The sequence below is a fragment of the Streptomyces sp. NPDC037410 genome (assembly GCF_055602235.1).
This window is the reverse complement of record NZ_JBVJWR010000004.1, coordinates 324,437-349,975: the sequence shown is the minus strand read 5'-3', so window position 1 is coordinate 349,975 and position 25,539 is coordinate 324,437. Positions and strand designations below refer to the sequence as shown.

Annotated in this window: 26 protein-coding genes; 11 read left to right on the top strand and 15 right to left on the bottom strand. The window is 72.6% G+C overall.

Features of this window, described 5'->3' with window-relative positions; translation table 11 throughout:
• The first annotated feature begins 38 nt into the window (after positions 1–38).
• Positions 39–743 (top strand): SLATT domain-containing protein, encoded by a 705-nt coding sequence (locus ACZ7HT_RS09275; RefSeq protein WP_471162194.1) that lies wholly within the window; start codon positions 39–41, stop codon positions 741–743.
• 27 nt (positions 744–770) lie between these two features.
• Here ACZ7HT_RS09275 and ACZ7HT_RS09270 read toward each other — a convergent pair whose 3' ends face one another.
• The 5 genes from ACZ7HT_RS09270 to ACZ7HT_RS09250 all read right to left on the bottom strand — a co-directional run bounded on the left by ACZ7HT_RS09270 (position 771) and on the right by ACZ7HT_RS09250 (position 4,504).
• Positions 771–1,418, bottom strand: coding sequence for a hypothetical protein (locus ACZ7HT_RS09270; protein WP_471161969.1), 648 nt, complete (start codon positions 1,416–1,418; stop codon positions 771–773).
• Between the two features lie 112 nt (positions 1,419–1,530).
• Entirely contained in the window at positions 1,531–2,226 is a 696-nt protein-coding gene (locus tag ACZ7HT_RS09265) for a GntR family transcriptional regulator (RefSeq protein WP_471161966.1), read from the bottom strand.
• Between the two features lie 68 nt (positions 2,227–2,294).
• Positions 2,295–3,659 carry an aminotransferase class III-fold pyridoxal phosphate-dependent enzyme gene (locus tag ACZ7HT_RS09260; protein WP_471161962.1) on the bottom strand — a complete coding sequence of 455 codons (1,365 nt, stop codon included), beginning with the start codon at positions 3,657–3,659 and terminating at the stop codon, positions 2,295–2,297.
• 145 nt (positions 3,660–3,804) lie between these two features.
• Positions 3,805–4,089, bottom strand: coding sequence for a hypothetical protein (locus ACZ7HT_RS09255; protein WP_471161959.1), 285 nt, complete (start codon positions 4,087–4,089; stop codon positions 3,805–3,807).
• Positions 4,090–4,093: 4 nt separating this feature from the next.
• A complete protein-coding gene (locus tag ACZ7HT_RS09250) occupies positions 4,094–4,504 on the bottom strand; it encodes a hypothetical protein (RefSeq protein WP_471161956.1) in 411 nt (136 codons plus the stop codon).
• Between the two features lie 157 nt (positions 4,505–4,661).
• Between ACZ7HT_RS09250 and ACZ7HT_RS09245 the strand changes: the two genes are divergently transcribed.
• The gene (locus tag ACZ7HT_RS09245) at positions 4,662–5,498 is read left to right on the top strand and encodes a helix-turn-helix domain-containing protein (RefSeq protein WP_471161954.1); all 837 of its coding nucleotides are present in this window, start codon (positions 4,662–4,664) and stop codon (positions 5,496–5,498) included.
• Positions 5,495–5,686: a DUF397 domain-containing protein gene (locus tag ACZ7HT_RS09240; protein ID WP_471161951.1), complete on the top strand. Its 192-nt coding sequence runs from the start codon at positions 5,495–5,497 to the stop codon at positions 5,684–5,686. Before ACZ7HT_RS09245 ends, ACZ7HT_RS09240 begins: the two co-directional genes overlap by 4 nt.
• Here ACZ7HT_RS09240 and ACZ7HT_RS09235 read toward each other — a convergent pair.
• Positions 5,671–6,294 carry an FMN-dependent NADH-azoreductase gene (locus tag ACZ7HT_RS09235; protein WP_471161949.1) on the bottom strand — a complete coding sequence of 208 codons (624 nt, stop codon included), beginning with the start codon at positions 6,292–6,294 and terminating at the stop codon, positions 5,671–5,673. The two genes, ACZ7HT_RS09240 and ACZ7HT_RS09235, sit on opposite strands and share 16 nt — an antisense overlap.
• Positions 6,295–6,398: 104 nt before the next feature.
• On the bottom strand, positions 6,399–7,349 hold the full coding sequence (locus ACZ7HT_RS09230) for an NADP-dependent oxidoreductase (RefSeq protein ID WP_471161946.1): 951 nt from the start codon (positions 7,347–7,349) through the stop codon (positions 6,399–6,401).
• 172 nt (positions 7,350–7,521) lie between these two features.
• On the opposite strand from ACZ7HT_RS09230, the gene ACZ7HT_RS09225 reads away from it, so the two are divergent.
• Together ACZ7HT_RS09225 and ACZ7HT_RS09220 are read left to right on the top strand one after the other, a co-directional pair.
• Positions 7,522–9,048 carry a substrate-binding domain-containing protein gene (locus ACZ7HT_RS09225; RefSeq protein WP_471161944.1) on the top strand — a complete coding sequence of 509 codons (1,527 nt, stop codon included), beginning with the start codon at positions 7,522–7,524 and terminating at the stop codon, positions 9,046–9,048.
• Positions 9,049–9,075: 27 nt separating this feature from the next.
• Positions 9,076–10,965 carry a serine/threonine-protein kinase gene (locus ACZ7HT_RS09220; protein ID WP_471161942.1) on the top strand — a complete coding sequence of 630 codons (1,890 nt, stop codon included), beginning with the start codon at positions 9,076–9,078 and terminating at the stop codon, positions 10,963–10,965.
• A gap of 13 nt (positions 10,966–10,978) precedes the next feature.
• Here ACZ7HT_RS09220 and ACZ7HT_RS09215 read toward each other — a convergent pair whose 3' ends face one another.
• On the bottom strand, positions 10,979–11,644 hold the full coding sequence (locus ACZ7HT_RS09215; protein WP_471161939.1) for a DUF6232 family protein: 666 nt from the start codon (positions 11,642–11,644) through the stop codon (positions 10,979–10,981).
• A gap of 74 nt (positions 11,645–11,718) precedes the next feature.
• Positions 11,719–12,624 carry a LysR family transcriptional regulator gene (locus ACZ7HT_RS09210; protein WP_471161936.1) on the bottom strand — a complete coding sequence of 302 codons (906 nt, stop codon included), beginning with the start codon at positions 12,622–12,624 and terminating at the stop codon, positions 11,719–11,721.
• A gap of 97 nt (positions 12,625–12,721) precedes the next feature.
• Here ACZ7HT_RS09210 and ACZ7HT_RS09205 point away from each other — a divergent pair, with 97 nt between their 5' ends.
• Positions 12,722–13,555, top strand: a complete 834-nt coding sequence (locus ACZ7HT_RS09205; RefSeq protein ID WP_471161933.1) for an oxidoreductase — start codon at positions 12,722–12,724, stop codon at positions 13,553–13,555.
• Between the two features lie 77 nt (positions 13,556–13,632).
• Here the strand turns inward: ACZ7HT_RS09205 and ACZ7HT_RS09200 are convergent, their stop codons facing one another.
• Positions 13,633–14,916, bottom strand: coding sequence for an adenylosuccinate synthase (locus tag ACZ7HT_RS09200; RefSeq protein WP_471161930.1), 1,284 nt, complete (start codon positions 14,914–14,916; stop codon positions 13,633–13,635).
• 143 nt (positions 14,917–15,059) lie between these two features.
• Between ACZ7HT_RS09200 and ACZ7HT_RS09195 the strand changes: the two genes are divergently transcribed.
• A complete protein-coding gene (locus tag ACZ7HT_RS09195; RefSeq protein WP_471161927.1) occupies positions 15,060–15,851 on the top strand; it encodes a diacylglycerol kinase family protein in 792 nt (263 codons plus the stop codon).
• Positions 15,852–15,936: 85 nt separating this feature from the next.
• Entirely contained in the window at positions 15,937–17,613 is a 1,677-nt protein-coding gene (locus tag ACZ7HT_RS09190; RefSeq protein ID WP_471161924.1) for a hypothetical protein, read from the top strand.
• Here the strand turns inward: ACZ7HT_RS09190 and ACZ7HT_RS09185 are convergent.
• The gene (locus ACZ7HT_RS09185; RefSeq protein WP_471161921.1) at positions 17,610–18,098 is read right to left on the bottom strand and encodes a GbsR/MarR family transcriptional regulator; all 489 of its coding nucleotides are present in this window, start codon (positions 18,096–18,098) and stop codon (positions 17,610–17,612) included. The two genes, ACZ7HT_RS09190 and ACZ7HT_RS09185, sit on opposite strands and share 4 nt — an antisense overlap.
• A 75-nt stretch (positions 18,099–18,173) precedes the next feature.
• On the opposite strand from ACZ7HT_RS09185, the gene ACZ7HT_RS09180 reads away from it, so the two are divergent.
• Entirely contained in the window at positions 18,174–19,076 is a 903-nt protein-coding gene (locus ACZ7HT_RS09180; protein ID WP_471161918.1) for an ABC transporter ATP-binding protein, read from the top strand.
• Entirely contained in the window at positions 19,073–20,638 is a 1,566-nt protein-coding gene (locus ACZ7HT_RS09175) for an ABC transporter permease (RefSeq protein ID WP_471161915.1), read from the top strand. Before ACZ7HT_RS09180 ends, ACZ7HT_RS09175 begins: the two co-directional genes overlap by 4 nt.
• A 70-nt stretch (positions 20,639–20,708) precedes the next feature.
• Here the strand turns inward: ACZ7HT_RS09175 and ACZ7HT_RS09170 are convergent, their stop codons facing one another.
• Entirely contained in the window at positions 20,709–21,116 is a 408-nt protein-coding gene (locus ACZ7HT_RS09170) for a MarR family winged helix-turn-helix transcriptional regulator (protein WP_471162191.1), read from the bottom strand.
• A 170-nt stretch (positions 21,117–21,286) separates the two neighbouring features.
• Here ACZ7HT_RS09170 and ACZ7HT_RS09165 point away from each other — a divergent pair, with 170 nt between their 5' ends.
• Positions 21,287–22,183: an alpha/beta fold hydrolase gene (locus tag ACZ7HT_RS09165; RefSeq protein ID WP_471161912.1), complete on the top strand. Its 897-nt coding sequence runs from the start codon at positions 21,287–21,289 to the stop codon at positions 22,181–22,183.
• Between the two features lie 2 nt (positions 22,184–22,185).
• On the opposite strand, the gene ACZ7HT_RS09160 is transcribed toward ACZ7HT_RS09165, so the two are convergent.
• The 3 genes from ACZ7HT_RS09160 to ACZ7HT_RS09150 all read right to left on the bottom strand — a co-directional run bounded on the left by ACZ7HT_RS09160 (position 22,186) and on the right by ACZ7HT_RS09150 (position 25,493).
• Positions 22,186–23,382, bottom strand: coding sequence for a cytochrome P450 (locus ACZ7HT_RS09160; RefSeq protein WP_471161909.1), 1,197 nt, complete (start codon positions 23,380–23,382; stop codon positions 22,186–22,188).
• Positions 23,383–23,511: 129 nt separating this feature from the next.
• A complete protein-coding gene (locus ACZ7HT_RS09155; RefSeq protein ID WP_352027152.1) occupies positions 23,512–24,171 on the bottom strand; it encodes a response regulator transcription factor in 660 nt (219 codons plus the stop codon).
• Complete coding sequence (locus ACZ7HT_RS09150) at positions 24,168–25,493, bottom strand: sensor histidine kinase (RefSeq protein WP_471161905.1); 1,326 nt, start codon at positions 25,491–25,493, stop codon at positions 24,168–24,170. Before ACZ7HT_RS09150 ends, ACZ7HT_RS09155 begins: the two co-directional genes overlap by 4 nt.
• Positions 25,494–25,539: the final 46 nt, after the last annotated feature.

Genomic DNA, 25,539 nt, shown 5'->3' with positions numbered 1-25,539 from the left:
CTGAACAGAGGAGTCCCCCGGTGAGCCAGCAGCCGGAGATGCAGCCGCCGGGGCCCCCCGGAGGAGACGTCACCCGCGATCTGACCGGTACGCCGTTCCCCCTGGGCGACTGGGGCGAGCCGGCCGAACGGCTCGACGAGCTGTACCGCTGGGTCGAGGCGAACGCCCTGCGCACCGCCGAGTGGTACCTCTCCGACCGCGTCTGGAAGCGCCGGGCCGCCCGGATCCTGCGGATCGGCACGGCCGTGGGGGTGATCGCGGGTGCCGCGCTCCCGCTGCTCGACCTGACCGGCGTCGCCGCCGGCACGGCCGGCTGGGGCTATCTGTCGCTGCTGCTCGGTGCCGCCTGCCTGGCCTGCGACCGGTACTTCGGGCTGACGTCCGGCTGGATAAGGGACGTGGCGACGGCGCAGGCCGTGCAGCGCCGGCTGCAGGCGCTCCAGTTCGACTGGGCCTCGGAGAGCGTCCGGGAGGTCCTGGGCCCGACGGAGGGCACGGCAAGCGAGGCGGCCGAGCGCTGTCTGGGCGTGCTGCGCCGCTTCTCGGAGGACGTGACGGAGCTGGTACGGGCGGAGACCGCCGACTGGATGGTCGAGTTCCGCTCGGGCCCGGCGCCGCTGGCGCTCCAGTCGGTCGGGGTCGTACCGGCGCGTCCGGAGACGGCCCATCCGTCCGGCCGCTTCCCGCTGCCGCCGGGCACCCGGCCGAACATGCCGCGCCAGCGGCCCCCGGAGACCCGCTGAGGGCCGGTCCGGGGGCACAGGACGCCGTCAGCTCAGGATGATCATCGACCCCTGGGCGAGGCTCCGGGTCGCCGCCGCGTGCAGCCCCAGCCAGACGTGCCGCTCCCGGGCGAAGGGGTGGCCGTCGTACGGCACCTCCGCGGGCTCCTCCAGGGTGGTGGGCCGCTCCGGCGGCAGCGGGGCCGCGGGCGGGTTCGCCGGGTCGATGCCGATGGCCGGTGCCACGAACTCCAGCTCGCGCAGCAGCCCGTACGAGGAGCCGAGCGGGCCGCCGCCTTCGAGGAGCTCGTCGTTGGCGAGCGGCACCGGGAACTCCACCGGCACGTACGCGCCGGCGTGGTCGTAGTGCCAGACCAGGTGGGACTGCTGGGCGGTCGCCTCGAACATCTCCAGGAGCTGCTCGTAGTCCCCGCCGAGCTCGCCGACGGGCTCGACCGGCAGTCCGCACATCTGGAGCAGGTAGGCGCGGCGCAGGAAGTGCAGGGCCTCGTAGTCGAAGCCGGCGACCGGGGCGACGTCGCCGGAGAGCCCCGGCATGTACGCGTAGACCGGGACGGTCGGCATGCCGGAGGCGGTCAGCACGGCGTCGTAGGCGGCTATCTCTTCGGCGAAGGGATTGTCGGGGCTGTGGCACAGCACGTCGACGAGGGGGACCAGCCACAGGTCACAGGCCAAGGGAGGCTCGCTCTCCGTCAGTTGCAGGGACGGCCAGGGTAGTCGGCTCGGCCGACGACGCCCACCCGCCGATGACCTGCCCCAGGAGGCGGCACCTCAACCCGGTGGGGGCTCAGCGGGCCCGCGCCTCCAGACGGTCGGCCCACTCAAGCGAATGCGCGTTGTAGGCCCGTACGAGCGCGACGGCCTCGTCCGCGTCGCCGCGGGTGATCGCGTCGACCAGGTCCACGTGTCCGTTCCACAGCCAGCCGAGGACGTCCCGCTCGGAGCGCAGGTAGGGCACGGAGAAGACCCAGGCCTGGACGCGGAGCCGGTGCAGGAAGTCGGCGATGTAGTCGTTGGCGGAGACCAGGCGGCCCAGCTCGCGCCAGTAGCGGATGTCGTAGCCGATGAGGATGTCGAGGTCCCCGGCGCGGGCGGCGCGGGCTGCGGCCTCGCCGCGGCGCCGTATCGAGACGAGCGCCACGCCGTACGACACGTCGGGCTCCGCGGGCGGGGTCTGCGGCGTGTGGCGGCGGAAGATGCCGTCGACGACGAGCATCCGGGCCTCGACCATGCCCCGGTAGTCGTCGATCGAGTACTGGTGGACGCGGAAGCCGCGGTGCTGGTCGGAGTCGAGGAGGCCCTGCGCGCAGAGGTCGACGAGGGCTTCGCGCACGGGCGTCGCGGAGACGCCGTACTGCTCGGCGATCTGCTTGACCGTGAACTCCTGGCCCGGTTCGAGACGGCCTGCGAGCACTTCGTCACGCAGCGCGTCCGCGATCTGCTGTCGCAAGGTGTTGCGTGTGACAGCTCCGCTCGCGGGCATGTGGTCGGTCCCCTCCGTCCGGTTCCGGACACCCTAATCCAGACGGAGGGAACCTCCCGGTACCGCGGCTAGGCGGTGTGCTCGTCGGCGACCGAGAGGGCCGCGTCGAGGGCCGCCAGGCCCTCCTTGGCCTCGGCCTCGGAGACGTTGCAGGCGGGAACGGCGTGGGTGCGGTTCATGTTGATGAAGGGCCACAGGCCGTTCTTCTTCGCCGCGGCGCCGAAGGCGGCCGTCGGCGCGGCGGCCTCGCCGGCGGCGTTGTACGGGACGAGCGGCTCGCGGGTCTCGCGGTTCTTCACGAGTTCGAGCGCCCAGAAGACGCCCATGCCGCGGACCTCGCCGACCGACGGGTGGCGCTCGGCGAGCTCGCGCAGGCCGGGGCCGAGGACGGTCTCGCCGATGTGGGCGGCGTTCTCGACGACCTTCTCGTCGGCCATCACGTTGATGGTGGCGACGGCGGCGGCGCAGGCCAGCGGGTGACCGGAGTAGGTCAGGCCGCCGGGGTAGGGGCGCTTGTCGAAGGTGGCGGCGATCTCGGCGTTGATGGCGACACCGCCGAGCGGCACGTAGCCGGAGTTCACGCCCTTGGCGAAGGTCATCAGGTCGGGCACGACGTCGAAGTGCTCGGCGGCGAACCACTTGCCGGTGCGGCCGAAGCCGGCCATGACCTCGTCCAGGACGAAGACGATGCCGTACTTGTCGCAGATCTCGCGGACGCCGGCCAGGTAGCCGGGCGGCGGGGTCATGATGCCGGCGGTGCCGGGCACGGTCTCCAGGATGATCGCGGCGATCGTCGCCGGGCCCTCGAAGGCGATGGTGTCCTCAAGGTGCTGCAGGGCGCGCTGGCACTCCTCCGCCTCGGTGGCGGAGTAGAAGGGCGAGCGGTAGAGGAACGGCGCCCAGAAGTGCACGACGCCCGCGGAGGCCGTGTCGGAGGGCCAGCGGCGCGGGTCGCCGGTCAGGTTGATCGCGGTGGACGTGGCGCCGTGGTACGAGCGGTAGGCGGAGAGCACCTTCGTACGGCCGGTGTGCAGCCGGGCCATGCGGACGGCGTTCTCGACGGCCTCGGCGCCGCCGTTGGTGAAGAAGATCTTGTCCAGGTCGCCCGGGGTGCGCTCGGCGATCAGGCGCGCGGCCTCGGAGCGCACGTCGATCGCGAAGGCGGGCGCGAAGGTGGTGAGCTTCGCGGCCTGCTCCTGGATCGCGGCGACGACCTTCGGGTGCTGGTAGCCGATGTTCGTGTAGACGAGGCCGCTGGTGAAGTCGAGGTAGCGGTTGCCGTCGTAGTCCCAGAAGTACGAACCCTCCGCGCCGGCCACGGCGAGCGGGTCGATCAGGCCCTGGGCGGACCAGGAGTGGAACACGTGCGCGCGGTCGGCGGCCTTGACGGCGGCCCCGGCCTGGGGATCGGGTTCGATGACATGAGGGGTCATGCGGTCGAGGGTAAGGAACCGCAGGTGGGACGGGCCATGGCCATCTTGTCCACCGAGACCGCGACGGACCCGACACGTTGCCGGTCCGGCCGGTGCCCCGTGCCCTTGAGCGGCCTCCATCCACCCGGGACGCCCTGCGGACCGCTCACCAGTAAGTGAGCTGCCGGAGACAGACGCACTCGTGCCGGGGCAGGACGAGGCAGCTGAACATGCCTCCGGGAACGAACGCGTCGTTCCCCTTCGGGCCCTCGCCCTGGAACGCAGAGCCGTCCAGGTAGAAGGCCTCGGCAGCCCGCACCAGCTCGTCGGCCCGTTTCTCCACCTCGACGACTAAGGCGGGCGGCACGCCGCCGACGACGTACTCCTCATCCGGGTCGTACTCCCAGCGCCGGCTCACTCGGCCGCCGCCCGTGTCCCGGGGGTCCCCCACCAGCCTAGCCAGCGAGCAGCTCCGACACCGCGCTCCGCAGCAGCAGCGGATGGACGAAACGGCCGGGGCACGTGGGCGGGAACCGCCAGGCCAGCGGCCAGGTGCGGCCGGTGAGGGCCGGGACCGGGACGTAACTGACGTGCGCCGGACCCGCGTTGAAGCGGGTCACCCCGCGCGGCCAGGACCTGTGCGCCGTGGTGCCGGGCGGGACGAGGAAATACACCCCCCGCCGGCCGTTCGCCTCGATGACGACGGGCCCCGGGTCTCCCCCGGTCAGCGCCTCCATCCAGTCGGCGAGTCGCCGCCCTTCGTCACCGTCCACACGAACGGCGTCGAATTGTACGCCCGCCTTACGGAGTTGGAATCCGGAAACAGGAATCCAATCCACCTTCACTTCCCGATTCTCTGCATTCACGAGACCATGTTCCCGCGTCGGCGCTAGCGTTTTCCACGACTGAAGCGGGCGCGTCGGCAACCCCTTGACCTGCGTCAACGCGCCCCGCATGCAGTCGAATTCGGCGGGGAGCAGTTGAGACCGGTTGAGATCGGTTGAGTCCGAATGGGGAGCATGAATGGCACGAGCGGAAAACAAGGAAACGGTCGGCCCTGCGGCCCGTATGGCGGCCGCCGTGGCGAAGCGATTGCGCCAGAAGAAGGGCTGGACACAGGAGTACGAGGGCACTCAGATGGGCTTTACGGGCGCGGCGATCAGCGCGATGGAACGGCTCATCCACCCGGTGAGCGACGACATGCTGGTCCAGCTCGAACGCGTCCTGGGCGGCGGCACGGGCATCTTCGAGGAGATGCGAGAACTCGTACGCCTGGAGAAGCTTCCGGAGCAGTTCCGTGGGTACGCGCCGATCGAGCAGAAGGCGGTGGCGCTGTGGCTGTACGCAACCCATGTCGTTCATGGCTTGTTCCAAACGGAGGCGTACGCACGGGCGTTGATCGCGGGCGGCCACCCGGAGCCGACCCCGGAGCGGGTCGAGGAGCTCGTCATCGCTCGCATGTCACGGAAGGCGCTTTTCGACCGGAAGCCGGTGTGCCAGATCGAGCTGATCCTCGACGAGTCGGTGCTGAGGCGAGTGATCGGTGACGAGGAGGTCATGCGCGAGCAGTTGGTGTACTTGGCGGAGTGCGCGCGGAGGAGGAACGTGAACCTGCAGGTGCTGCCGCTTGATGCGGGGTTGGGGGGTGAGTACTCGGGCGATCGTGGTGATCTGAACATCATCGAGACCCCGGCCCATGACCGCGTGACCTACCTGGAGATCCAGAGGGAAAGCCTGCTGATCACTGACCGGGCGAAGGTCAGTGGGCACCTGCAGCAGTATGCGAAGATCCGGGCACAGGCCCTGGATCCGCGCAGGTCGCTGGGCGTCATCGAGGAGTTGGCGGGAGTACGGAGATGAGCGAGACCCTGCACTGGTTCAAGTCCAGCTACAGCGACAGCAGCGGTGGCAACTGCGTCGAGGTCGCCCACCACCACCGGCCCGAAGGCACCGCCGTCCACCTCCGCGACTCCAAGGTCCCCGACGGCCCCACCCTCACCGTGGAGCCGTCCTCCTGGAGTGCCTTCCTCGGCTACGCGGCCAGCTGAACCGCCAGTTCCTTCGCGAGGGACTCCGCCGTCGCGCGCGACTCGGCGGCGGAGGCCTCGTACAGCGGGACGAGCCCGGCCATCGTCGGGACGTGCGGCGCCAGGGTCAGTTCCGGGACGATGAAGGTGACGTCCAGGCCGAAGACCTCGCCGAGGGTCAGCCGCAGGTAGCTCTCGACGTAGTCGTTGCCGTGCATCGGCGTGCCCTCGCGATAGGAGCCGCCCCGGCTGGCGACGACGACGGCCCGCTTGCCGGCGAGCGAGGGGTTCTCGGTGATCGAGGTGCGGCCCACGAGGAAGACGTGGTCGAGCCAGGCCTTCAGCGTGGACGGGATCGTGTAGTTGTACATCGGCGCGCCGAGCAGGATCACGTCCGCCTGCTCGGCCTCCTCGATCAGCTGCCTGCGCAGGTCGAACGCGGGCGCGTCGCTGTCGGCGTAGTAGGCGGCCGCCTCCAGGTGCGGGATCGGTTCCGCCGCGAGGTCGCGGTAGATCACCGTCCCGTCGGGGTGCTCCGCCTCCCAGGCCGCGCGGAAGGCGGCGGTGACGGCGCGGGAGTGGGAGTTCTCGCCGCTGAAGGACGTGTCGATGTGGAGCAGCGTGGCCATGGGGATCGTCTCCTGAGTCGCAGGGGCTGGTGAGAGAGATCCTGTTTCCTCAACCAAAGTTGAGGTCCAGCCCTTTTCTCGCCCCTGTGACCCAGTTCACTCGCTCAGATCATCAGGATGATCCGGCCCGGCCGGTGTCCCGCCTCCGCCCGGCGGTGCGCCTCCGCGACCTCCTCCAGGGGCATGACGTCCGCCACCCGGGTGATCAGCTCCCGGTCGGCCACCTTCTGCAGGCTCTCCGCCAGGCGGGTGGCGTCCGGCACGGCCCGTACGGTCACGACGCGGATGTCCCGCTCGGCGACCGGCACCCGGTCGGGGGCGAGCGCGGCGAACACGCCGCCGTCCTTGACCACGCGGAGCAGCTCGGCGCCGACGAGCGCCCCGTCGAAGACCGCGTCCACGCCGTCCGGCTCGGCCGCGCGGACCTTCGCGACCACGTCCTCGGGGAGGCCGCGGGCGACGACGTGGTCCGCGCCGAGGACCCGCAGTTCGGGCTCGTCACCCTCGTGGGCGACGGCCACGACCCGGACGCCGGCGGCATGGGCGTACTGGACCGCGAGGCGGCCCACCACCGCGCTCGCGCCGGTCACGAGGAGGGTCGCGCCCTCCGGCAGGTCGAGCTGTTCGAGGCCCTGCTGCGCGGTGCCCGAAGCCAGCGGCAGGGACGCGGCCACCGTGAAGTCCACGTCGTCCGGGATCGGGGCCAGCCACTCCGGGTCGGCCCAGATGATCTCCGCGTACGTGCCGTCGCCCGTCAACATCTCGAACCAGGGCACGAAGCCGGCCACCCGGGTGTCGGCCGCCATCCCCTCCGCGGGGTCGAGCAGTCTGCCCGCGAAGTCCGTCCCCAGGACGAACGGGGGCGTGAGGTCGCCGACCGCGTCGGCGTACCGGCCGGCGCGGATCCGCAGGTCGGCCTGGTTCACTCCGGCCGCCTTCAGGGCCACCCGTACCTTGCCCGGGACGGCCCCGGCCTCCGGCCTGGGGCGGCGCGCCATCCTGAGGACCTCGGGTCCTCCGTATTCGGTCACTTCGACGACACGCATGTGGCGCATGGGGTTCTCCTCACACCGAAGGCCCCCTCGTGGCCATTACACCCACGCGCGAACACCCCCGGCAACCTCTGTCGGTCCACCCGGGCGGAGGTCTCTGAACGAAGGGCGAAGTCCAGGTGGCCGCCCGCTACGCCGCCCCCGCCCTCGCACAGGCGTCCGTACCGTCCCGGCCATGCAGTGGATAACGCCCGAGAACCTCATCGCCGTGGGGACGGCCCTCATCGGTGTCCTGGTCACCTTCGCCGTCGTCTGGATCGACCGGTTCTCGCCGCAGCGCAAGCGGCTCGGCTACCGCGTGCAGCTGAACACCCCGCTGCACCGCGAGGAGAACCAGGACAGCGAGGTCATGACCGTGCGGGAGGGCCAGGTCGTCGGCATCACCCCGCCCGAGAACGGATCCACGCTCGTCCTCCTCCGCATCGAGAACGACCGCGAGCTCGACATCAGCTCCGACGACTACGGCGCTGCCACCGAACCCCACGGCCTGAAGATCACCTTCGGCGAGCGGACCGTCCAGGGCGTCGTCGCCACCATCCCGGCCGGCTGGGAGTCCGTACGGGACGACCTGGAGCGCACCCCCAAGCTCGGCCGGAACGCGAACGCCGTCCTCGTCCCCAAGGTGGCCCTCGAACGCGGGCAGTACTACAAGCTGCTCGTCCAGCTGTCCGGCGGCGTCGCCGACCGCGACATCAAGATCGACGGAAGCCTCCACGGCGGCACCATCCGGCGCAACCGCAGCACCACGCCGGACGAGAAACCCGCCAGGTTCAGCCCCACCGCGCGGAACGTCACCGTCGTCCTCACCGCCTGCGTCATGGTCCTGGCCGCGATCATCGTCCGCGAGCAGACCCCGCCGCCCATCGGCTGCGCCCGGGGCACCCTCACCGTCACCGGCTCCACCGCCTTCGCCCCCGCGCTGCGGGCGGCGGCCAAGCAGTACGAGGAGGACTGCGAGGGCTCCACGGTGACCGTGGACGTGCACGGCTCCACCGCCGGGATCCGGGAGCTCGCCCAGGCCGGGAAGGACAAGGGCGCGCTCATCGCCCTCTCCGACGGGCGCAAGCCCGGCGGCTTCCCCGAACTGCGGGAGAACATGATCGCCGTCTCCCTCTTCACCCTCGTCGTGAACGACGGGATCCCCCTCGACGACCTCACCCTCGACGAGGTCCGCGGCATCTACCGGGGCGAGATCCGCAACTGGGGGCAGCTCGTCCCCGGCGTCGACCAGCCGGTCCTCCTCGTCAGCCGCGACGCCAACTCCGGCACCCGGCAGGTCTTCCAGCGCCGGGTCCTCGACCGCAACGAACCCGCCAACTCCTCCCAGGACTGCCGGACCTCCGACGACCCCGAGTCGAAGGTCGTCCGCTGCGAACTCGACTCCACCGAACAGGTCCTCGGCACCGTCGCCAAGCTCCCCGGCGCCCTCGGCTATTCCGAACTCCGCGCCACCGAAGGGCGCAAGGGCCTGCACCGGGTGGCCGTCGACGGGCGGCGGCCCGTCGCGGAGGAGCTCGGCGGCTCCAGCTATCCGTACCGGGAGATCGAGTACGCCTACACCTGGGGCCTGCCGGCGGCCGACTCCCTGACCTCCAGCTTCCTCACCTACCTCAGGTCGGGGCGCGGCCAGGACGTCATCAGCGCGCACGGGCACCTGCCCTGCGCGACGCCGAAGGGGCTGAAGGTCTGCGCAGACGGCTGACGTGGCCGTCTGGCATGCTCTGGCGACGTGGAGCCATTGAACCCGCAAGATCCGGTCAGCGTCGGGCCGTTCCGTCTGATCGGCCGCCTCGGGGTCGGCGGCATGGGCCGGGTGTTCCTCGCGCGCTCGGCCGGCGGGCGGACCGTCGCGGTCAAGGTCGTGCACGCGGAGCTGGCCGCCCAGGACGAGTTCCGGCGCCGGTTCGCCCGCGAGGTCGCCGCGCTCGAACGGGTCGGCGGCACCGGCACCGCACCCGTCCTCGGCTCCGACACCACCGCGGACTCGCCGTGGGTCGCCATCGGATACGTACCCGGGCCCTCGCTGCGTACCGTCGTCGGCGACGAGTTCGGGCCGCTGCCGCCCGCGACCGTACGGGCCCTGGCCTCCGGGCTCGCCCGCTCCCTCGACCACATCCACGCCGCCGGACTCGTCCACCGCGACCTCAAGCCGTCCAACGTGCTCCTCACCGTCGACGGGCCCCGGATCATCGACTTCGGCATCGCCCGCGCCGTCGACACCGTCGCCGACGGCGGCAACCTGACCACCACCGGTGCGGTCGTCGGCTCCCCCGGGTACATGTCGCCCGAGCAGGTCCGCGGCGACGACGTCGGCCCCGCGTCGGACGTCTTCTGCCTCGGTTCCGTGCTCGTGTACGCCGCGACCGGCCGCGCTCCCTTCGGTACGGCGGACAGCGGCGTCCACGCCACGATGTTCCGCATCGCCCACGACGAGCCCGACCTGACGGACCTTCCGGCCGAGCTCGCCGGACTCATCCGGGCCTGCCTCGCCAAGGACCCGGCCGCCCGTCCCACGGCGACCGAGATCGTCGAGACCCTCCCGGTCGCGGATCCGTGGCTCCCGGCGGACGTACTGGCCCGGCTGGGGCGGCATGCGGCGCAGCTGCTCGAGGCGGAGGGGGCGGGGCTCGCCGGAAAGGCTCCCGCACGGACCGCCGACACCGGGGCTTCGGGGACGGGGCCTTCGGGGACGGGGCCTTCGGGGACGGGTCCTTCCAGGGCCGCCGACACCGAGCCTTCCGCGCCCGCCGCGCGCCCGCGCCGGGGCCGTACCGCACTCCTCGCCGCCGTCACGGGCCTCGCCGTCGCGGCGGCGGCCACCGTCGCGTACGCGTACTGGCCCAAGGGCGAAAGCGGCGGCGGGAAGGGTACGGGCGGCCGTCCCCACGGGATCGTCCCCGCCGCCTTCCTCGGCGCCTGGGAAGGCGTCCTCCAGGGCTCGCCCGAGTCCCCCCGGGAGACCACCCGGATCGAGATCACCCAGGGCGCCGCGGGCTCCAAGAGCGGCATCTACGTCCAGGTCGCCGAGAACCGGCTGTGCATGGGCCGCTCGCGGCTCGTCTCGGCCGACGAGGACAAGGTCGTCTACGGCGAGTCCGCCGTGACCACGAGCGTCCCCGCCACGGGCTGCACGCCCGCGGCCCGCCAGACCCTCACCCTGCGCTCCCCCGAGGTCCTGGAGTGGACCTCGGGCACCGTGAAGACCACCCTCCGCAAGGCCCGGAGCGGCCCGGCGGTCGTCCCGGCCCGCTTCCTCGGCCACTGGTCGCGCATCCCCGCGCCGGAGATGTACGGCGCCGACGACGGCCGCTTCACCTCGGAGGTGACGATCACCCAGGGCCCGGTCGGCGCACCCGTGATCAGCGTCATCGACGGCTACCCCCGCACCATCGACGGCGTCAACACCTCCGAGGACTGGTCCTGCGGCACCACGGCCGTCCTCGGAGGCGCCGGCGACCTGCTGGTCCTCGGCCCCAGCCAGCGGGACACGACCGCCTGGGACCGCGAATGCCAGGAGGGCCTCTCCCGCTTCATGGTGGTCGACAAGCTGAAGGGCAAGGACCGGCTCCTCATCTACCCGATGCTCGACGGCGAACCGAACGAGTACTACCGGTCCTGACCGCCCCCGCCCCTCACCTCGCCACCCCCGTGTTGCCGCTGCCGCCGTACATGTTCACGGCGTCCCCGAAGAAGTAGTTGCCGTAGTTGGAGATCATCAGCGTCCCCACCGACGCCTGGAACTCGGCGTCCGGCTGGTCGATCGCCTCGGCGATCTGGCGGACGAGCCGGTTCAGATAGTCGGGCTCCCCGGTCACCAGGGCCGTGGAGCGTCCGTTCGTCTCGATGGCGAGGGCGTTGTGGGACCGGGCGAAGACCACGGAGACCATGTCGGCGAAGAAGTAGATCAGCATGGCCAGGATCAGGACCGGGACGAACCCCAGGAGGCCGCCGGTGCCGCTGCTGCTCCATCCGAACGAGCTCGGCGACGACTCCGCGGCGTAGATCAGGAGCAGGAGGAGGGCGAGCGCCATCCCGCCCCGCTTCAGGAAGCGGATGAACGCCTCCCCGCGCCGGGGCCGGAGCACGAAGGTGTAGACGCGGACGATGTTCTCCAGCGGATAGGCGCCTCCGTGCACCCAGAGCAGCCGCTTGCTGATGACGAGACCCTGCCGGGGCGGCACGGCGGCCGAGGCCGCCGGGGCGGCGAGCGCCCGCTCCGGCTCCTGCCACGGCCTCGGCGGCGACGCCGCATTCGGCGGCCGTGTCGGCCTCGGCGGCGGTGTTTCGTTCGTTCCCATGCGTCCCCCCGAGATGGATCCGCTGTGACGTGCCCCTCATTACGCAGCCGAACCATCCGCCCCACAAGGGGAGTTCAGGCCTCGCGGGAGACGACTTCGGACACCGCGCGGGCGTAGTCGTGGACCAGGGGGCGGGGGTCGGCCGCGCGCCAGGCGAGGGCGAAGCGGCTCGGGGTGACGCCGCGGACGGGGCGGGTGACGACGCCGCCGCGGGTGAGGAGCGGCGCGTTCCCGGCGGCGACCAGGCAGATGCCGAGGCCGTCGACCAGCGCCTCGTACGTCTCGTCGGCGCTGGCGATCTCGGCGCCGACGACCGGTGGGCGGCCGCCCCGGGCGGCCACGGCCAGCCAGTGGTCGCGGAGTTCGGGACCGGTGGCGGGGAGGGCGAGGAAGGGCTCGTCGAGGAGTTCGGAGAAGTCGAGGCTGTTCCGGGCGGCCAGCGGATGGGCCTCGGGGAGGGCGACGAGCCGGGGCTCGACGGCGACGACGACCCAGCGGAAACGGTCCGCCCCGGTGAGCGGCAGCCACACGAAGGCCACATCGCTGGTGCCGTCCACGAGCCCGGCCGTCGGGTCCTCCCAGCCCACCTGGCGCAGCCGGAGCCGGGCCTCCGGGTGCGCCTCGGTGAACCGGGACCGGATCGCGGGCAGCAGCCCGCCGCGGCCGGGGCTGGTGCTCATCCCGACGACCAGGGTGCCGTCGGCGGTCGCCCTTGCCCGGCGCACCGCCGCCTCGCCGTCCTCCCAGGCGGCGAGCACGGCCCGCGCGTGCGGCAGCAGGGCCGTACCGACGGGGGTGAGGGCGACGCCCTGCCGGTCCCGGTCGAAGAGGGGCGCGCCGAGCTGCCGCTCCAGGGCGCGGACCTGCTTGCTGAGCGCGGGCTGCGAGACGTAGAGCCGCTCGGCGGCCCGCGTGAAGTGGAGCTCCTCGGCGACCGCGAGGAAGTACCGAAGATCCCGCCCGTGCACGTCCATAACCATGGGCTATCACGCTGGATCTTGGACGGACAACGCCACGCCGTCCCAAGCTTGTTGGGACAGGACAGCGAGAGACTGCGACAGCAGGGGGAACACGAACATGAGCAAGGTCTGGCTGATCACCGGCGCGAACAGCGGCTTCGGGCGCGCCTTCGCCGAGGCCGCGATCGCCGCGGGCGACGTCGTCGTCGCCGCGGCCCGACGCACCGAGACCCTGGACGACCTGGTCGCCGCCCACCCCGACCAGGTCGACCCGGTCGCCCTTGACGTCACCGACACGGCCGCCGTCGACCGGGTCGTCACCGCGCTCGTCGAGCGCCACGGCCGCGTCGACGTCCTCGTCAACAACGCGGGCCGCACGCACGTCGGCTCGGTCGAGGAGACCTCCGACGAGGACCTGCGCTCCCTCTTCGACGTCCACGTCTTCGGCCCCGCCGCCCTCACCCGCGCCGTCCTGCCCCACATGCGGGCCCGCCGCTCCGGTGCGATCGTGCAGCTCAGCAGTGTCGGCGGCCAGATGTCGATGGCCGGCTTCGGCGCCTACAGCGCGACGAAGTTCGCCCTGGAGGGCATGTCCGAGGCGCTCGCCGCCGAGGTCGGCCCGCTCGGCATCAAGGTCCTGATCGTCGAGCCCGGCGCCTTCCGCACGAGCCTCTTCGGCGGCGGCAAGAGCTTCAGCGCCGACACCGTCGCCGACTACACCGGCACGGTCGGCGCCACCCGCGCCTACGTCGAGACCGGCGCCGGCACCCAGGCCGGCGACCCGGCGAAGGCCGCGGCCGCCGTCCTCACGGCCCTCGCCGCCGACGAGACCCCCCTCCGCCTCGCCCTCGGCGACGACTCCCTCGACGCGATCCACGCCCACCTGGACCAGGTCCGCACGGACCTGACCACCTGGGACAAGGTGGGGCGGGACACGAAGCTGGACGGCTGACGGACACGCGAAAGGGCCCGCGCCCCGGTGAACCGGGGTGCGGGCCCTTTCGTACGCCGTCCTACAGGCCTACAGGCCTACAGGAAGGAGTTGATCTCGATCGTCTCCGTGCGGCCGGGGCCGACGCCGATCGCGGAGATCGGGGCGCCCGACATCTCCTCCAGGGCCTTCACGTAGGCCTGGGCGTTCTTCGGGAGGTCCGCGAAGGTCTTGGCCTTGGTGATGTCCTCGGACCAGCCGGGGAGCATCTCGTAGATCGGCTTCGCGTGGTGGAAGTCGGTCTGCGAGTAGGGCAGCTCCTCGACGCGCTTGCCGTCGATCTCGTACGCGACGCAGACCGGGATCTGCTCCCAGCCCGTCAGCACGTCGAGCTTGGTGAGGAAGAAGTCCGTCAGGCCGTTCACGCGGGTCGCGTAGCGGGCGATGACCGCGTCGAACCAGCCGCAGCGGCGGTCACGGCCGGTGGTGACACCGCGCTCGCCACCGATGCGGCGCAGCGCCTCGCCGTCCTCGTCGAACAGCTCCGTCGGGAACGGGCCGGCGCCGACGCGGGTCGTGTACGCCTTGAGGATGCCGATGACGCGGCTGATCTTCGTCGGACCCACGCCCGCGCCCGTGCAGGCGCCGCCCGCGGTCGGGTTCGAGGAGGTGACGAAGGGGTACGTGCCGTGGTCGACGTCGAGCAGGGTGCCCTGGCCGCCCTCGAACAGGACGACCTTGTCCTCGTCGAGCGCCTTGTTCAGGATCAGGGTGGTGTCCGCGACGAACGGCTTGATCTGCTCCGCGTACTGGAGCATCTCCTCGACGATCTGCGCCACGTCGATGGCGCGGCGGTTGTACAGCTTCGCGAGCAGCTGGTTCTTGCCCTCGAGCGCCGCCTCGACCTTCTGGGTGAGGATCGACTCGTCGTACAGGTCCTGGACCCGGATGCCGACGCGGTTGATCTTGTCGGCGTAGGTCGGGCCGATGCCGCGGCCCGTGGTGCCGATCTTGCGCTTGCCGAGGAACCGTTCCGTCACCTTGTCGAGGGTGACGTTGTACGGGGTGATCAGGTGGGCGTTGCCGCTGATCAGGAGCTTCGACGTGTCGACGCCGCGCTCGTTCAGTCCGCTCAGCTCGGAGAGCAGGACCGCCGGGTCGACGACGACGCCGTTTCCGATCACCGGGGTGCACCCCGGGGAGAGGATTCCGGAAGGGAGGAGATGCAGCGCGTACTTCTGGTCGCCGACGACGACCGTGTGGCCGGCATTGTTGCCGCCCTGGTAACGCACCACGTAGTCCACGGATCCACCGAGGAGGTCGGTGGCCTTTCCCTTGCCCTCGTCACCCCACTGAGCACCGAGCAGCACAAGTGCGGGCACAGGCGTACACCCCTTCCGGGCGGGGCATGTCCAAGGTCAGGGGGCGTACGCCGCCTCACCGGTGTGCCCCGGAATAGACGAAGCCCCTGGCGCAATAGCGCAAGGGGCTCTTGCACAAAGATGCTACCCGAGGAAGGACCGAGGTGTCGGATCACGACCAGCTGCTGGTCATCGTCGACCCGGTCGCCCGCCGAAGTGACGGCGAGTCCGTACGGATCGCGAAGGATGTCCTGTCCGCGGGCGCGGAAGCGAAGATCTGCCTGCCGGACGGTCCCGAGGAATTCTCCCGGGCCCTGGCCCGGCGCGGCTCCCGGCGCCCCGTCGTCCTCGGCGACGACCGCGCGCTGCTGCGCACGGTGGCCCTGCTGCACCGCGAGCGGGAGCTCGCCGAGGGGGCCCTCTCGCTCGTCCCCATCGGCCCCCCGGACGCCCTGGAAGTGGCCCACGCGCTCGGCGTGCCGGGCTCCACGCCGGCGGCGGCGCGCGCGGTCCTGCACGGTGCCGTGCGCCGCCTCGACCTGCTCGTCGACGACAGCGACGGCGTCGTCCTCGGCGACCTCCTGGTGCCGGGCGCGCCCGTCGCGGTCTCCGCCGCGCCGTCCGTCTGGGGGACCTGCCGCTCCCTCGTCCGTACGCTGGTCCGCCCTGCGCCCGCGGCCGCGACCCGGCTGCGCGTCGAGGCCGACGGGGTGCTCCTCGCCGACGTCGACACGCTCCTGGAGGGCCTGTCGGTCCGCTCGGCGGGCGGTGCGGCCGAGGTGACCGTCCGCCCGCTCGCGGCCCCGGTACGGCACACGAGCGCCCGCAGCCTCACCGTCTCGGGCCCCGACTTCCGCTACCGCGCCGACGGGCGCCTCGCGGGGCCGGTGCGACGGCGGACGTGGACGGTACGGGCGGGGGCCTGGGGGCTGACGCTGCCCCTGGATGCCGCCTAGGGTCAAGGGACATTGACCAGGTGGGCGGGGTTCGGGTGGGGGACGTGCGATGACGGGTGGGATGACGTCGGCGGCGGCGTCGGCGGTGACGTCTGCGAAGGCGTCTGCGCTGGACGTCGACGCGACGGCGGCGGAGCTGGAGCGGTACCGGCGAAGAGCCGGCGGGCTGATCGTCGCGGGAGTCGTGACGCTCGTACTCGCCGCCGGCGCCGGGGTGCTGGTCGCGGACACATGGGCCTCCGACGCGGCCTCCTGGCTCCTCGTGCCCGGGATCCTCGCGTTGGGCTTCGGCATCGGCTCACGCTTCAACGCCTGGCGGATGCGGCGGACCCTCGGGGCGGGCGTCTGGTCGGCGCACCCCGCCGTGGCGGCCGTCCGCAGCGGGCACGCGACGACCCTCGTCCTGCGCACCCCGGACGGCACCGAGGCGTGGCCGCTGACGGTGATCGCGACGCGGCAGCGGTACGAGCTGGTGCGGCCCGGGCCTGACGGCGTGCTGTGGTGGTGCGGCGACCCGCGCGTGGGCGGGGTCGTCACGCCGCCCGGCGGCGGGGCGCTGATCTGGGCGAAGCCGCTGCGCGGCGAGCGCGTACGGCGGCGGATCGTCGCGCAGGCGGAGGCGGCGGGGCTGATGCGGCGGGCGGCGCCGAGGCAGCCGCAGGAGCCGGCGGCGGAGCCGGCCCGGACCCCGGTACCCGCGCAAGGCCTGGCTCCGGACCAGGACCCGGGGCTCGTCCACGAACCGGCACCCGTCCAGGCCCCGGGGCCCGTCCACGACCCGGGGCCCGTCCAAGACCCGGGGCCCGTCCAGGGTCCGGCGCCCACCCACGGCCCGACGCCCGTCCACGGTCCGGCACCCACCCACGCCCCGGCACCCGTCCACGAACCGACGCCCCTCCAAGGCCCAGCACCCACCCACGACCCGGGAACCGTCCACGAACCGACGCCCACCCACGGCCCGACGCCCGTCCACGACCCGGCGCCCCTCCAAGGCCCAGCACCCACCCACGGCCCGGCGCCCCTCCAAGGCCCGGCGCCCGTCACCGCGGACGGTGTCCCCCTGGGCCCCCGTCCCGTACGGCTCGACCTGCCGACCTACGCCGTGCTCGCCTCGCACGCTCGGCGGCAGGCCGTACCCCAGGCCAAGGCGCCCCGCCCCGAGGCGGACGTGAGCGTGGTGCCGTGGTGGCGGGTGCGGAGCCTGCGGGACGTCGCCGGGGTGACGCGGGTGCTGGTCGCGCTCGTCTTCTGCGCCGTCATCGGCGCCCTCGCGCTGACCGGCCCGCCGAAGGAGGACGCCCTGAAGCTGGGCGCCGTCGGCGTGCTGGCCCTCGGCGCGCTCGTGCACTCCTGCTACCGGCTGCTGACCACCGGCCTGCCCGCCGTACGGGTGATGGCCCGGGCCGCGACCGCCTACCCGCCCCGCCTCTGCCGGTACGTCCTGCTGTACGACCCCCACGGCGGCGCGCCCGTCCTGGTGACGTTCCCGGGGTACGGCGGCCTGCACGCCCGGCCCGACGGGGTGCTCCCGCTGATCCCGCCCGGCCCGCGGAAGGAGCCGCGCCGCGGGCTTCCGGCCCTGCCGGTGGGCTCCATCCGCCTCCACGGCTGGCAGGACTTCACCTCCGACGGCCGTACGCCGTTCGTGGTGCCGTGGATCGGGGGACGGCCCCTGTGGCCGGCGGGACCGTACGTGCGGGACGACGGGCGGCCGGAGTTCGCCGCGTTCCTGGACCGGCTCGCCCCGCCGCTGGAGACCTAGGGGGCACTCGCCTCCTTGTGGGCGCGCCAGCGGTCCATGATCCCGGCCATCTCGCCGTGCAGGAAGGCGAAGAACTCGGCCGTCTCCGCGACGCGGCGGCCCGCCGCGCTGTCCGTCCCGAGGGTCGCGGCGCCCTCGTCGAGGACCTTCTCCCAGCGGGTGAGGGTCTGGTCGCGGCGGGTGAAGGTCTCGTACCAGAGCTCGTTGTGGAGGACGTACCGCTCGCGGCGGGTGCCGGGGTCGCGCTCGCGGCTGACCATGCTGACCTGGGCGAGGTAGCGGATCGCGCCGGAGACGGCGGCCGGGCTGATCCGCAGCTGCTCGGCCAGCTCGGCCGAGGTCATGGAGGCCGTCTCGGAGGCGAGGAGCGCGGCGAAGACGCGGCTCGCCATGCGCTGCATGCCGGCGGCGGTCATCTCGGCGGCGAAGCGCTCGACGAAGCGGGAGACCGCCTCTTCCCCGGTCGTTTCCTTGGGCGTCGTCATGTTCCCCACTCTAAGCGCGGATTCATGCGCTTCCTTAACTTCACAAGTTTGTGAAATGAGCGTACGTTCTGAAGCATGACGAAGGCAATCAGCGTCGTCGGACTCCACAAGTCCTTCGGGCGCACCCACGCCCTCGACGGCCTCGACCTCACCGTCGAGACCGGCGAGGTCCACGGTTTCCTCGGCCCCAACGGCGCCGGCAAGTCGACCACCATCCGGGTCCTCCTGGGCCTGCTGCGGCCCGACTCCGGCGCCGCCCAGCTGCTCGGCGGCGACCCCTGGCGGGACGCCGTCGAGCTGCACCGCCGGATCGCGTACGTCCCCGGCGACGTGACGCTCTGGCGCAACCTGTCCGGCGGCGAGGTCATCGACCTGTACGGACGGCTCCGCGGGAACGGGGGACTCGACAGGGCCCGGCGCGCCGAGCTGATCGAGCGCTTCGAGCTCGACCCGACCAAGAAGGGCCGCACCTACTCCAAGGGCAACCGGCAGAAGGTCGCCCTGGTCGCCGCCTTCGCCGCCGACGTCGACCTGCTCGTCCTCGACGAGCCGACCAGCGGCCTCGACCCGCTGATGGAGGAGGTCTTCCAGAGCTGTGTGGAGGAGGCCCGCCGGCAGGGCCGGACGGTGCTGTTGTCCTCCCACATCCTCAGCGAGGTCGAGGCGCTCTGCGACCGGGTCAGCATCGTCCGCAAGGGCCGGACGGTGGAGTCGGGTTCGCTCGCGGAGCTGCGCCACCTGACCCGTACCAGCGTCACCGCCGAACTCGCCGGACCGCCCAACGGCCTCGCCCACCTGCCCGGCGTCCACGGCTTCGACGCGCAGGGAAGCCGCGTGACGTTCCAGGTGGACACCGACAAGCTCGACGCCGTCCTCCGCTCCCTGACCACGTCCGGCGTCCGCTCCCTGACCTCCACCCCGCCCACCCTGGAGGAGCTCTTCCTCCGGCACTACACGGACGAGGCGGCCTCCCGATGACGATGACCGGCACCGGCGTCCTCACCCGGCTCGCGCTGCGCCGCGACCGGCTGATGCTCCCCGTGTGGGCGCTCGTCACCGGAGGCATGGTCGCGAGCGGCGCCGGCTCCCTGGAGGGGCTGTACGGCACGGCCGCCGAGCGGGCCGAGGTCGCCGCCTCCATGGCCGCCAACAGCTCGATGCGCGCGATGTACGGACCCGTCTTCGGCGACTCCCTCGGCGGGCTCGTCGCCTGGCGCTTCGGCACCTTCGGCGCGGTCCTCGCCGCCGTCGCGAGCCTGATCGTGGTCGTCCGGCACACCCGCGAGGAGGAGGAGACGGGCCGCCAGGAGATGCTGTCCGCCGGGGCGGTGGGCCGCCGGGCCCCGCTCACGGCGGCACTCCTCGCCGCGCTCGTGATGAATGCCGCCATCGCCCTCGTCGTCACCGCCGGCCTCGCCGGACAGGGCGCGGCCGGGGCGCTCGCGCTCGGTCTGGCGATCGGCGGCACCGGCATGGTCTTCGCGACCACGGCCGCGCTGGCCGCCCAGGTCACGGAGAGCGCCCGGCTCGCGAAGGGCCTGACGGCGGCCGTCCTGGGCCTGGCCTTCGCCCTGCGCGCGGCGGGTGACGCGGGTACGGCGGGAGGGGACTCGGTCCTGACCTGGGTCTCCCCGATCGGCTGGGCCGAACACGTCCGCGCCTTCGCCGGCGAGCGCTGGTGGGTGCTGCTCCTGATCGTCGGAGCGGTCGTCGTGCAGGCATTGCTCGCGTACGGACTCACCGCCCGCCGGGACGTCGGCGCGAGCTTCCTCGCGACCCGGCCCGGCCCGGCCCGGGGGCGGCTCGCGACGGCCGGGGCGCTCGCCTGGCGGCTCCAGCGCGGCACGCTCCTCGGCTGGTCGCTCGGCTTCCTGCTCGGCGGGCTCGTCTTCGGCGGGATGGTCGAGGGCGCGGCGGACATCGTCGGCGACAACGAACGGGCCCGGGAGATCTTCGAGCGGATGGGCGGCCAGAGCGCGCTGACCGACGCCTTCCTCGCCACCATGGTCTCCCTGTTCGGGATGCTGGCCGCGCTGTACGCGGTCGGGTCCGTGCTGCGGCCGCACGGCGAGGAGACCTCCGGCCGGGCCGAACCGCTCCTCGCGGGCGCCCTCGGAAGGCTCCGCTGGGCCGCCGGTCACCTGGTCATCGCCTTCGCCGGCGCGGCCCTGATCCTGGTCCTCGCCGGTCTCGGCCTCGCCCTCTCGTACGGGCACGGGCTCGGCCCGGTCCTGGGCGCCGCGCTCGTCCAGCTCCCTGCCGTGTGGACGCTCGCCGGGCTCACGGTCCTGCTCTGGGGCGCCGTCCCGAAGGCCGCGACCGCCGCGTGGGGCGTGGCCGGCCTCTGCCTGGCCCTCGGCTGGATCGGCCCGGCGCTCGGCCTGCCGCAGGCCGTCCTGGACGTCTCCCCCTTCGGCCACCTGCCGAAGCTGCCGGGCCCGGACATCGCCTGGACCCCGGTCCTCGCCCTGACGGCCCTGGCGGCGGCCCTGACGGCGGCGGGGCTTGCGGGGCTGCGGCGGCGGGACGTGCTGAGCTGAGAGCCCTTGTACGGCCCCGCGCCGGACGGCTCAGGCGCGCGGGGTACGGCTCAGGCCCGCGAGGTACGGCTCAGGCGCGCGACGCGGGCATGAGCGTGCGGGCCAGCACCTCCAGCGCCTCCGTGACCTCACGGAGGCGCTGCGGGTCGTCGGATCCCAGGGCCGCGGCGAGCGCGCCTTCGATCCGGGTGGCCCGCACCTCCGCCACGCGCGCGGACGCCTCCGCGGCCGGGCGCACGAGCACCCGGCGCCGGTCGGCGGGGTCCGGCACGGCCACCACCGAACCGGCCTCCTTCAACCGGGCCACGGCCGTGGACACCTGACTCTGCGGCAGCCCGGTCCGCGCGGCGATCTCGCCGACGGCGCTGTCGGGGTGGGCGGCGATGTCGCCGGCGACGATCAGCACGAGGCGCGCGCTGCCGGCGTACCGGCCCTCGCCGCCGGGGGGCTCGGGCAGCGACTCCTCACCGAGCTTCATCAGGACACGGCCCAGCAGGAACAGTTCGGCTCCATTCACCCCCTCAAACTACATCCGATTCGATTCATCCATCTTGATGTATCGATGTTGATGTATCGAGTTGGATGGAATAACGTCTAGGGAAGGAAGACGGAGGGCGCGACGCCCGCCGCACACGAAGGGGGAGCACCATGACCACGACGACCACGAACGCAACCGCGACCGCGACCGCGACCGCCGGCACGCTCGACGTTCCCGGGGCGGTCCTGCACTACCAGGTCCAGGGCACCGGCCCGACGCTGCTGATCTCGCAGAGCGGCGAGGGCGACGCCGACCGGAGCACCGACCTCGTCCGCCGGCTCACCGACTCCTACCGCGTGATCACCTACGACCGTCGCGGCCTCTCGCGCAGCCGGCTCGACGCCCCGGAGCGGGGGGCGACGCTGGTCGAGCACGCCGACGACGTCCACCGCCTGCTCACCGCCCTCACCGACACGCCCGCCCTGATGCTCGGCTGCAGCATGGGAGCCGCCGTCGGGCTGCACACCGTCGTGCGCCACCCGGGACTGATCCGCACGCTCGTCGCCCACGAGCCCGTCGCCCCGCGCCTGCTGCCCGCGCGGGAGCGCGCCCACCACGAGCGGGAGCTCACCGCCCTCCAGGAGCTGTACGGCCGGGAAGGCCTCTCCGTCACGTTGCCGGAGATCGCCCGGACCCTGGGCATAGACCCGGCCGGCACCGACGCCGAGCCGGGCCTGACCCCCCAGCCGATGAACGCCCTGCGCGTCGCCAACTTCGACCACTTCATCCGCCACGACTTCACCGCGATCGTCCACGACACGCTGGACCCCGCCGCACTGGACGCCACCGCACCGGACCCCGCCTCGGCGGCGCGCGCCGGCACGCGCATCGTCCCCGCCACCGGCCGGACCACCCCGCGCACCGTCTTCGACTACCTGTGCGCGGTCTCCCTGGCCGAGCTCGTCGGCGAGGAGCTGGTGGAGTTCCCCGGCGGGCACAACGGCAACACCAGCCACCCGGAGGCGTACGCGGCCCGCCTCCGCCAGGTCCTGGCGGAGGCGTCATGACCTCACACCTCGACGAGCAGCTCCTCGAAGCCCCGGATGACGTACCCGGGCTTCCACACCGGTTCCGCCGCGAGCCTCAGACCCGGCGCCTGCCGCAGCAGCTCGCGGAAGACGGCGTGCAGTTCGAGGCGGGCGAGCGGGGCGCCGAGGCAGTAGTGGATGCCGGCGCCGAAGGTGATGTGCGGGTTGTCGGCCCGTTCGAGGTCGAGGACGTCGGCGGTGGGGCCGAAGCGGGCGGGGTCGCGGTTGGCGGAGCCGAAGAGGAGGGCGACCTCGGAGCCGCGCGGGAGGGTGACGCCGCCGAGCTCGATGTCGTCGAGGACCCAGCGCTCGAACATCTGGAGCGGGGTGTCGTAGCGCAGAAGTTCTTCCACAGCTGTGGACAACTTTTCGGGATCCGGACGGACGCCCTCCCGCAGCAGCGTCCACCAGCCGTTGACCGTGGTGTTCACGGTGGCCTCGTGGCCCGCGTTCAGGAGCAGGACGCAGGTGGAGATCATCTCCTGTTCCGTCAGCTCCTCCACCGCGACCAGGGAGGAGATCAGGTCTTCACCCGGACTCTTCCGCCGCCGCGCGATCAGCTCCCGCAGATAGTCCGAGAACTCGACCGAGGCCGCGACCGCCCGCCGCGCCGTCTCCTCCGAGGGATTCAGCTCGAACATCCCGCAGATCGCCGCCGACCAGGGCCGCAGCCGCCCCCGCTCCTCGTCCTCCGCGGGGATGCCGAGCATCTCGGCGATCACCGCGACGGGCAGGGGCCCGGCGACCCGTGCCAGGAGGTCGCCGCCGCCGTCCGCGACCAGTCCCCCGACGAAGTCGGCGGCCAGGCGCCGTACGGTCGGCGCCAGGTCCTCCACCGTCCTCGACGTGAACGCCTTCGAGACGAGCCGCCGGATCCGGGTGTGGTCGGCCGCCTCCAGGTCGAGCAGCCCGTGGTCGTTGAGCGTGTGGAACGGCTCGTACGCGGCGTCCGGAGCCGTCCGCCCGAACTCCTCGTGCGTGAAGCGGTGGGTGTACGTGCGGCCGAGGCGCCGGTCACGGAGCAGCGCCGACACGTCCTCGTAGTGCGGGATCAGCCACTGGCGGGTGGGGCCGTGCCAGTGCGCGCGGCCGGCGGCGCGCAGCTGGGCGTAGGCGGGATAGGGATCGGCGACGAACTCCGGCGACCAGGGGTCGTACACAGCGTCAACAGCGTCCATGGACGGACGCTACCCCCGGCCCCCGGACAACGCCCCCGAACCGGCACCCCAGCCGCCCCAGCCGCCCCAGCCGCCCCAGCGACCTTGGCCGCCCCGGCCACCCCGGCCACCCCGGCCGCCCCGGCCGCCTCAGCCGCCGACCCGCACCAGGCCCGCCTCGTAGGCGAAGACCGCCGCCTGGGTGCGGTCGCGCAGGCCCAGTTTCACCAGGATCCGGCTGACGTGGGTCTTGATCGTCGACTCGGCGACGACGAGGTGGTCGGCGATCTCGGCGTTCGACAGGCCCTGCGCGATGAGGACGAGGACCTCCGTCTCCCGCTCGGTCAGCTCCCCGATCTGCGCCATCGCGGGCGGGCGCGTGGCGCTCGGCGCCTTCGCGAACTCGGTGATCAGCCGCTTGGTGACGGTCGGCGCGAGCAGCGCCTCGCCGGCCGCGACCACCCGGACGCCGTCCGCGAGCTGCCGGGCCGAGGCGTCCTTGAGGAGGAAGCCCGAGGCCCCGGCGCGCAGCGCCTGGTACACGTACTCGTCGAGGTCGAAGGTGGTCAGGACCAGCACCTTCGCGTCCGCGTCGGCGGCGACGATCTCCCGGGTGGCCTCGATGCCGTTCAGCTCGGGCATCCGGATGTCCATGAGGACCACGTCGGGGCGGAGGGCGGCGACCTGGGCGATCGCCTCCCGGCCGTTGACGGCCTCGCCGACGACCTCGATGTCCGGCATCGCGCCGAGCAGCACGGAGAAGCCCTCGCGGACCATCATCTGGTCGTCGACGATCAGTACGCGGATCACTGTCCGGCCTCCTCACGGATGTCCTCACGGCTCACGGGGACGAAGGCCGTCACCTCGTATCCACCGTCGTCGGTGGCCTCGGCGGTCATCTCCCCGCCCAGCATCGTCACACGCTCCCGCATACCGGTGATGCCGTGCCCGGCGCCCGGGGAGGGCTTCACGAGACCGCGCGCCGGGCCGTTGGCGACCCGCAGGCCGAGACCCCCGAGGACGTAGCTGACCTCGACCTTCGCCGCCGCGCCCGGCGCGTGCCGGAGCACGTTCGACAGGGCCTCCTGGACGATCCGGTACGCGGAGAGCTCCACGCCCTGGGGCAGCTCGCGCACCGCGCCGGTCACCGTCTTCTCCACGTCGAGCCCGGCCTCGCGGACGTTGCCGACGAGCGCGTCCAGATCGGCGAGGGTCGGCTGTGGGGCGTCGGGCGCCTCGTAGTCCTCGGCGCGGACGACCCCGAGGATGCGGCGCAGCTCGGTCAGCGCGGCGACGGCGTTCTCGCGGATCGTGAGGAAGGCCTGCTCCAGCTCCGGCGGCGGGTTCTCCACCCGGTAGGGCGCGGCCTCCGCCTGGATCGCGACCACCGACATGTGGTGGGCGACGACGTCGTGCAGTTCCCGCGCGATGGTCGTCCGCTCTTCCAGGAGGGTCCGCTTCGAGCGCTCCTGCGCGGTGACGGTCTGCTGGGCGGTGACCTCGCGGGTCGCCTGGCGGCGGACCTGGAAGACGGTGACGGTGAGGAGGACGAGCGCGGCGACGAACAGCATCGGGAGGGCGTCGCTGCCGCTGCCCATCCCGAGGAACGTCTCGGCGAAGACCGCGTAACCCGCCGTCCCGATCCACATCCACACGGCGGTACGGGGCCGGCTGCGGGCGGCGACCACGGCGAGGACTGTGAGATGTGCGGCGAACGAGTTGGCCGCCCAGGGCCAGCCGGTGATGAAGCCGGCGATGTACCCGATGAACGGCGTCGTGCCGAGCGAGGCCCAGAAGGCGAGGACCGGCCGGACCAGGGTCAGCAGCACGATCACGGCCGGCGCGAGGGAGGTGACGAGCCCGATGGGGCCGATGGCGCCGCTGTAGCGCTCCATTCCGACGACGAAGACGATGAACGCCGCGAAGGCGACGACCGCGTGCGGCAGCAGACCGGCGTACACCCGTATCCGCCCCGGCAGGAACCGTGTCGGGCCGCTGTTCACGTCCATGCGCGGGAGCGGCCGGTAGGCGAAGGCGTCGTGGAAGAGTTCCTGGCGCAGCCCGCCGAGCGCCACCTGCACCAGGCGGAACTCGGGGCTGCGGCTCGTCTCGGGGGACTGTGTCTGGGTCACACCCGAAAATGTACGGGCGGCGGGGGACCCGGTCGTCCCGCTGGAT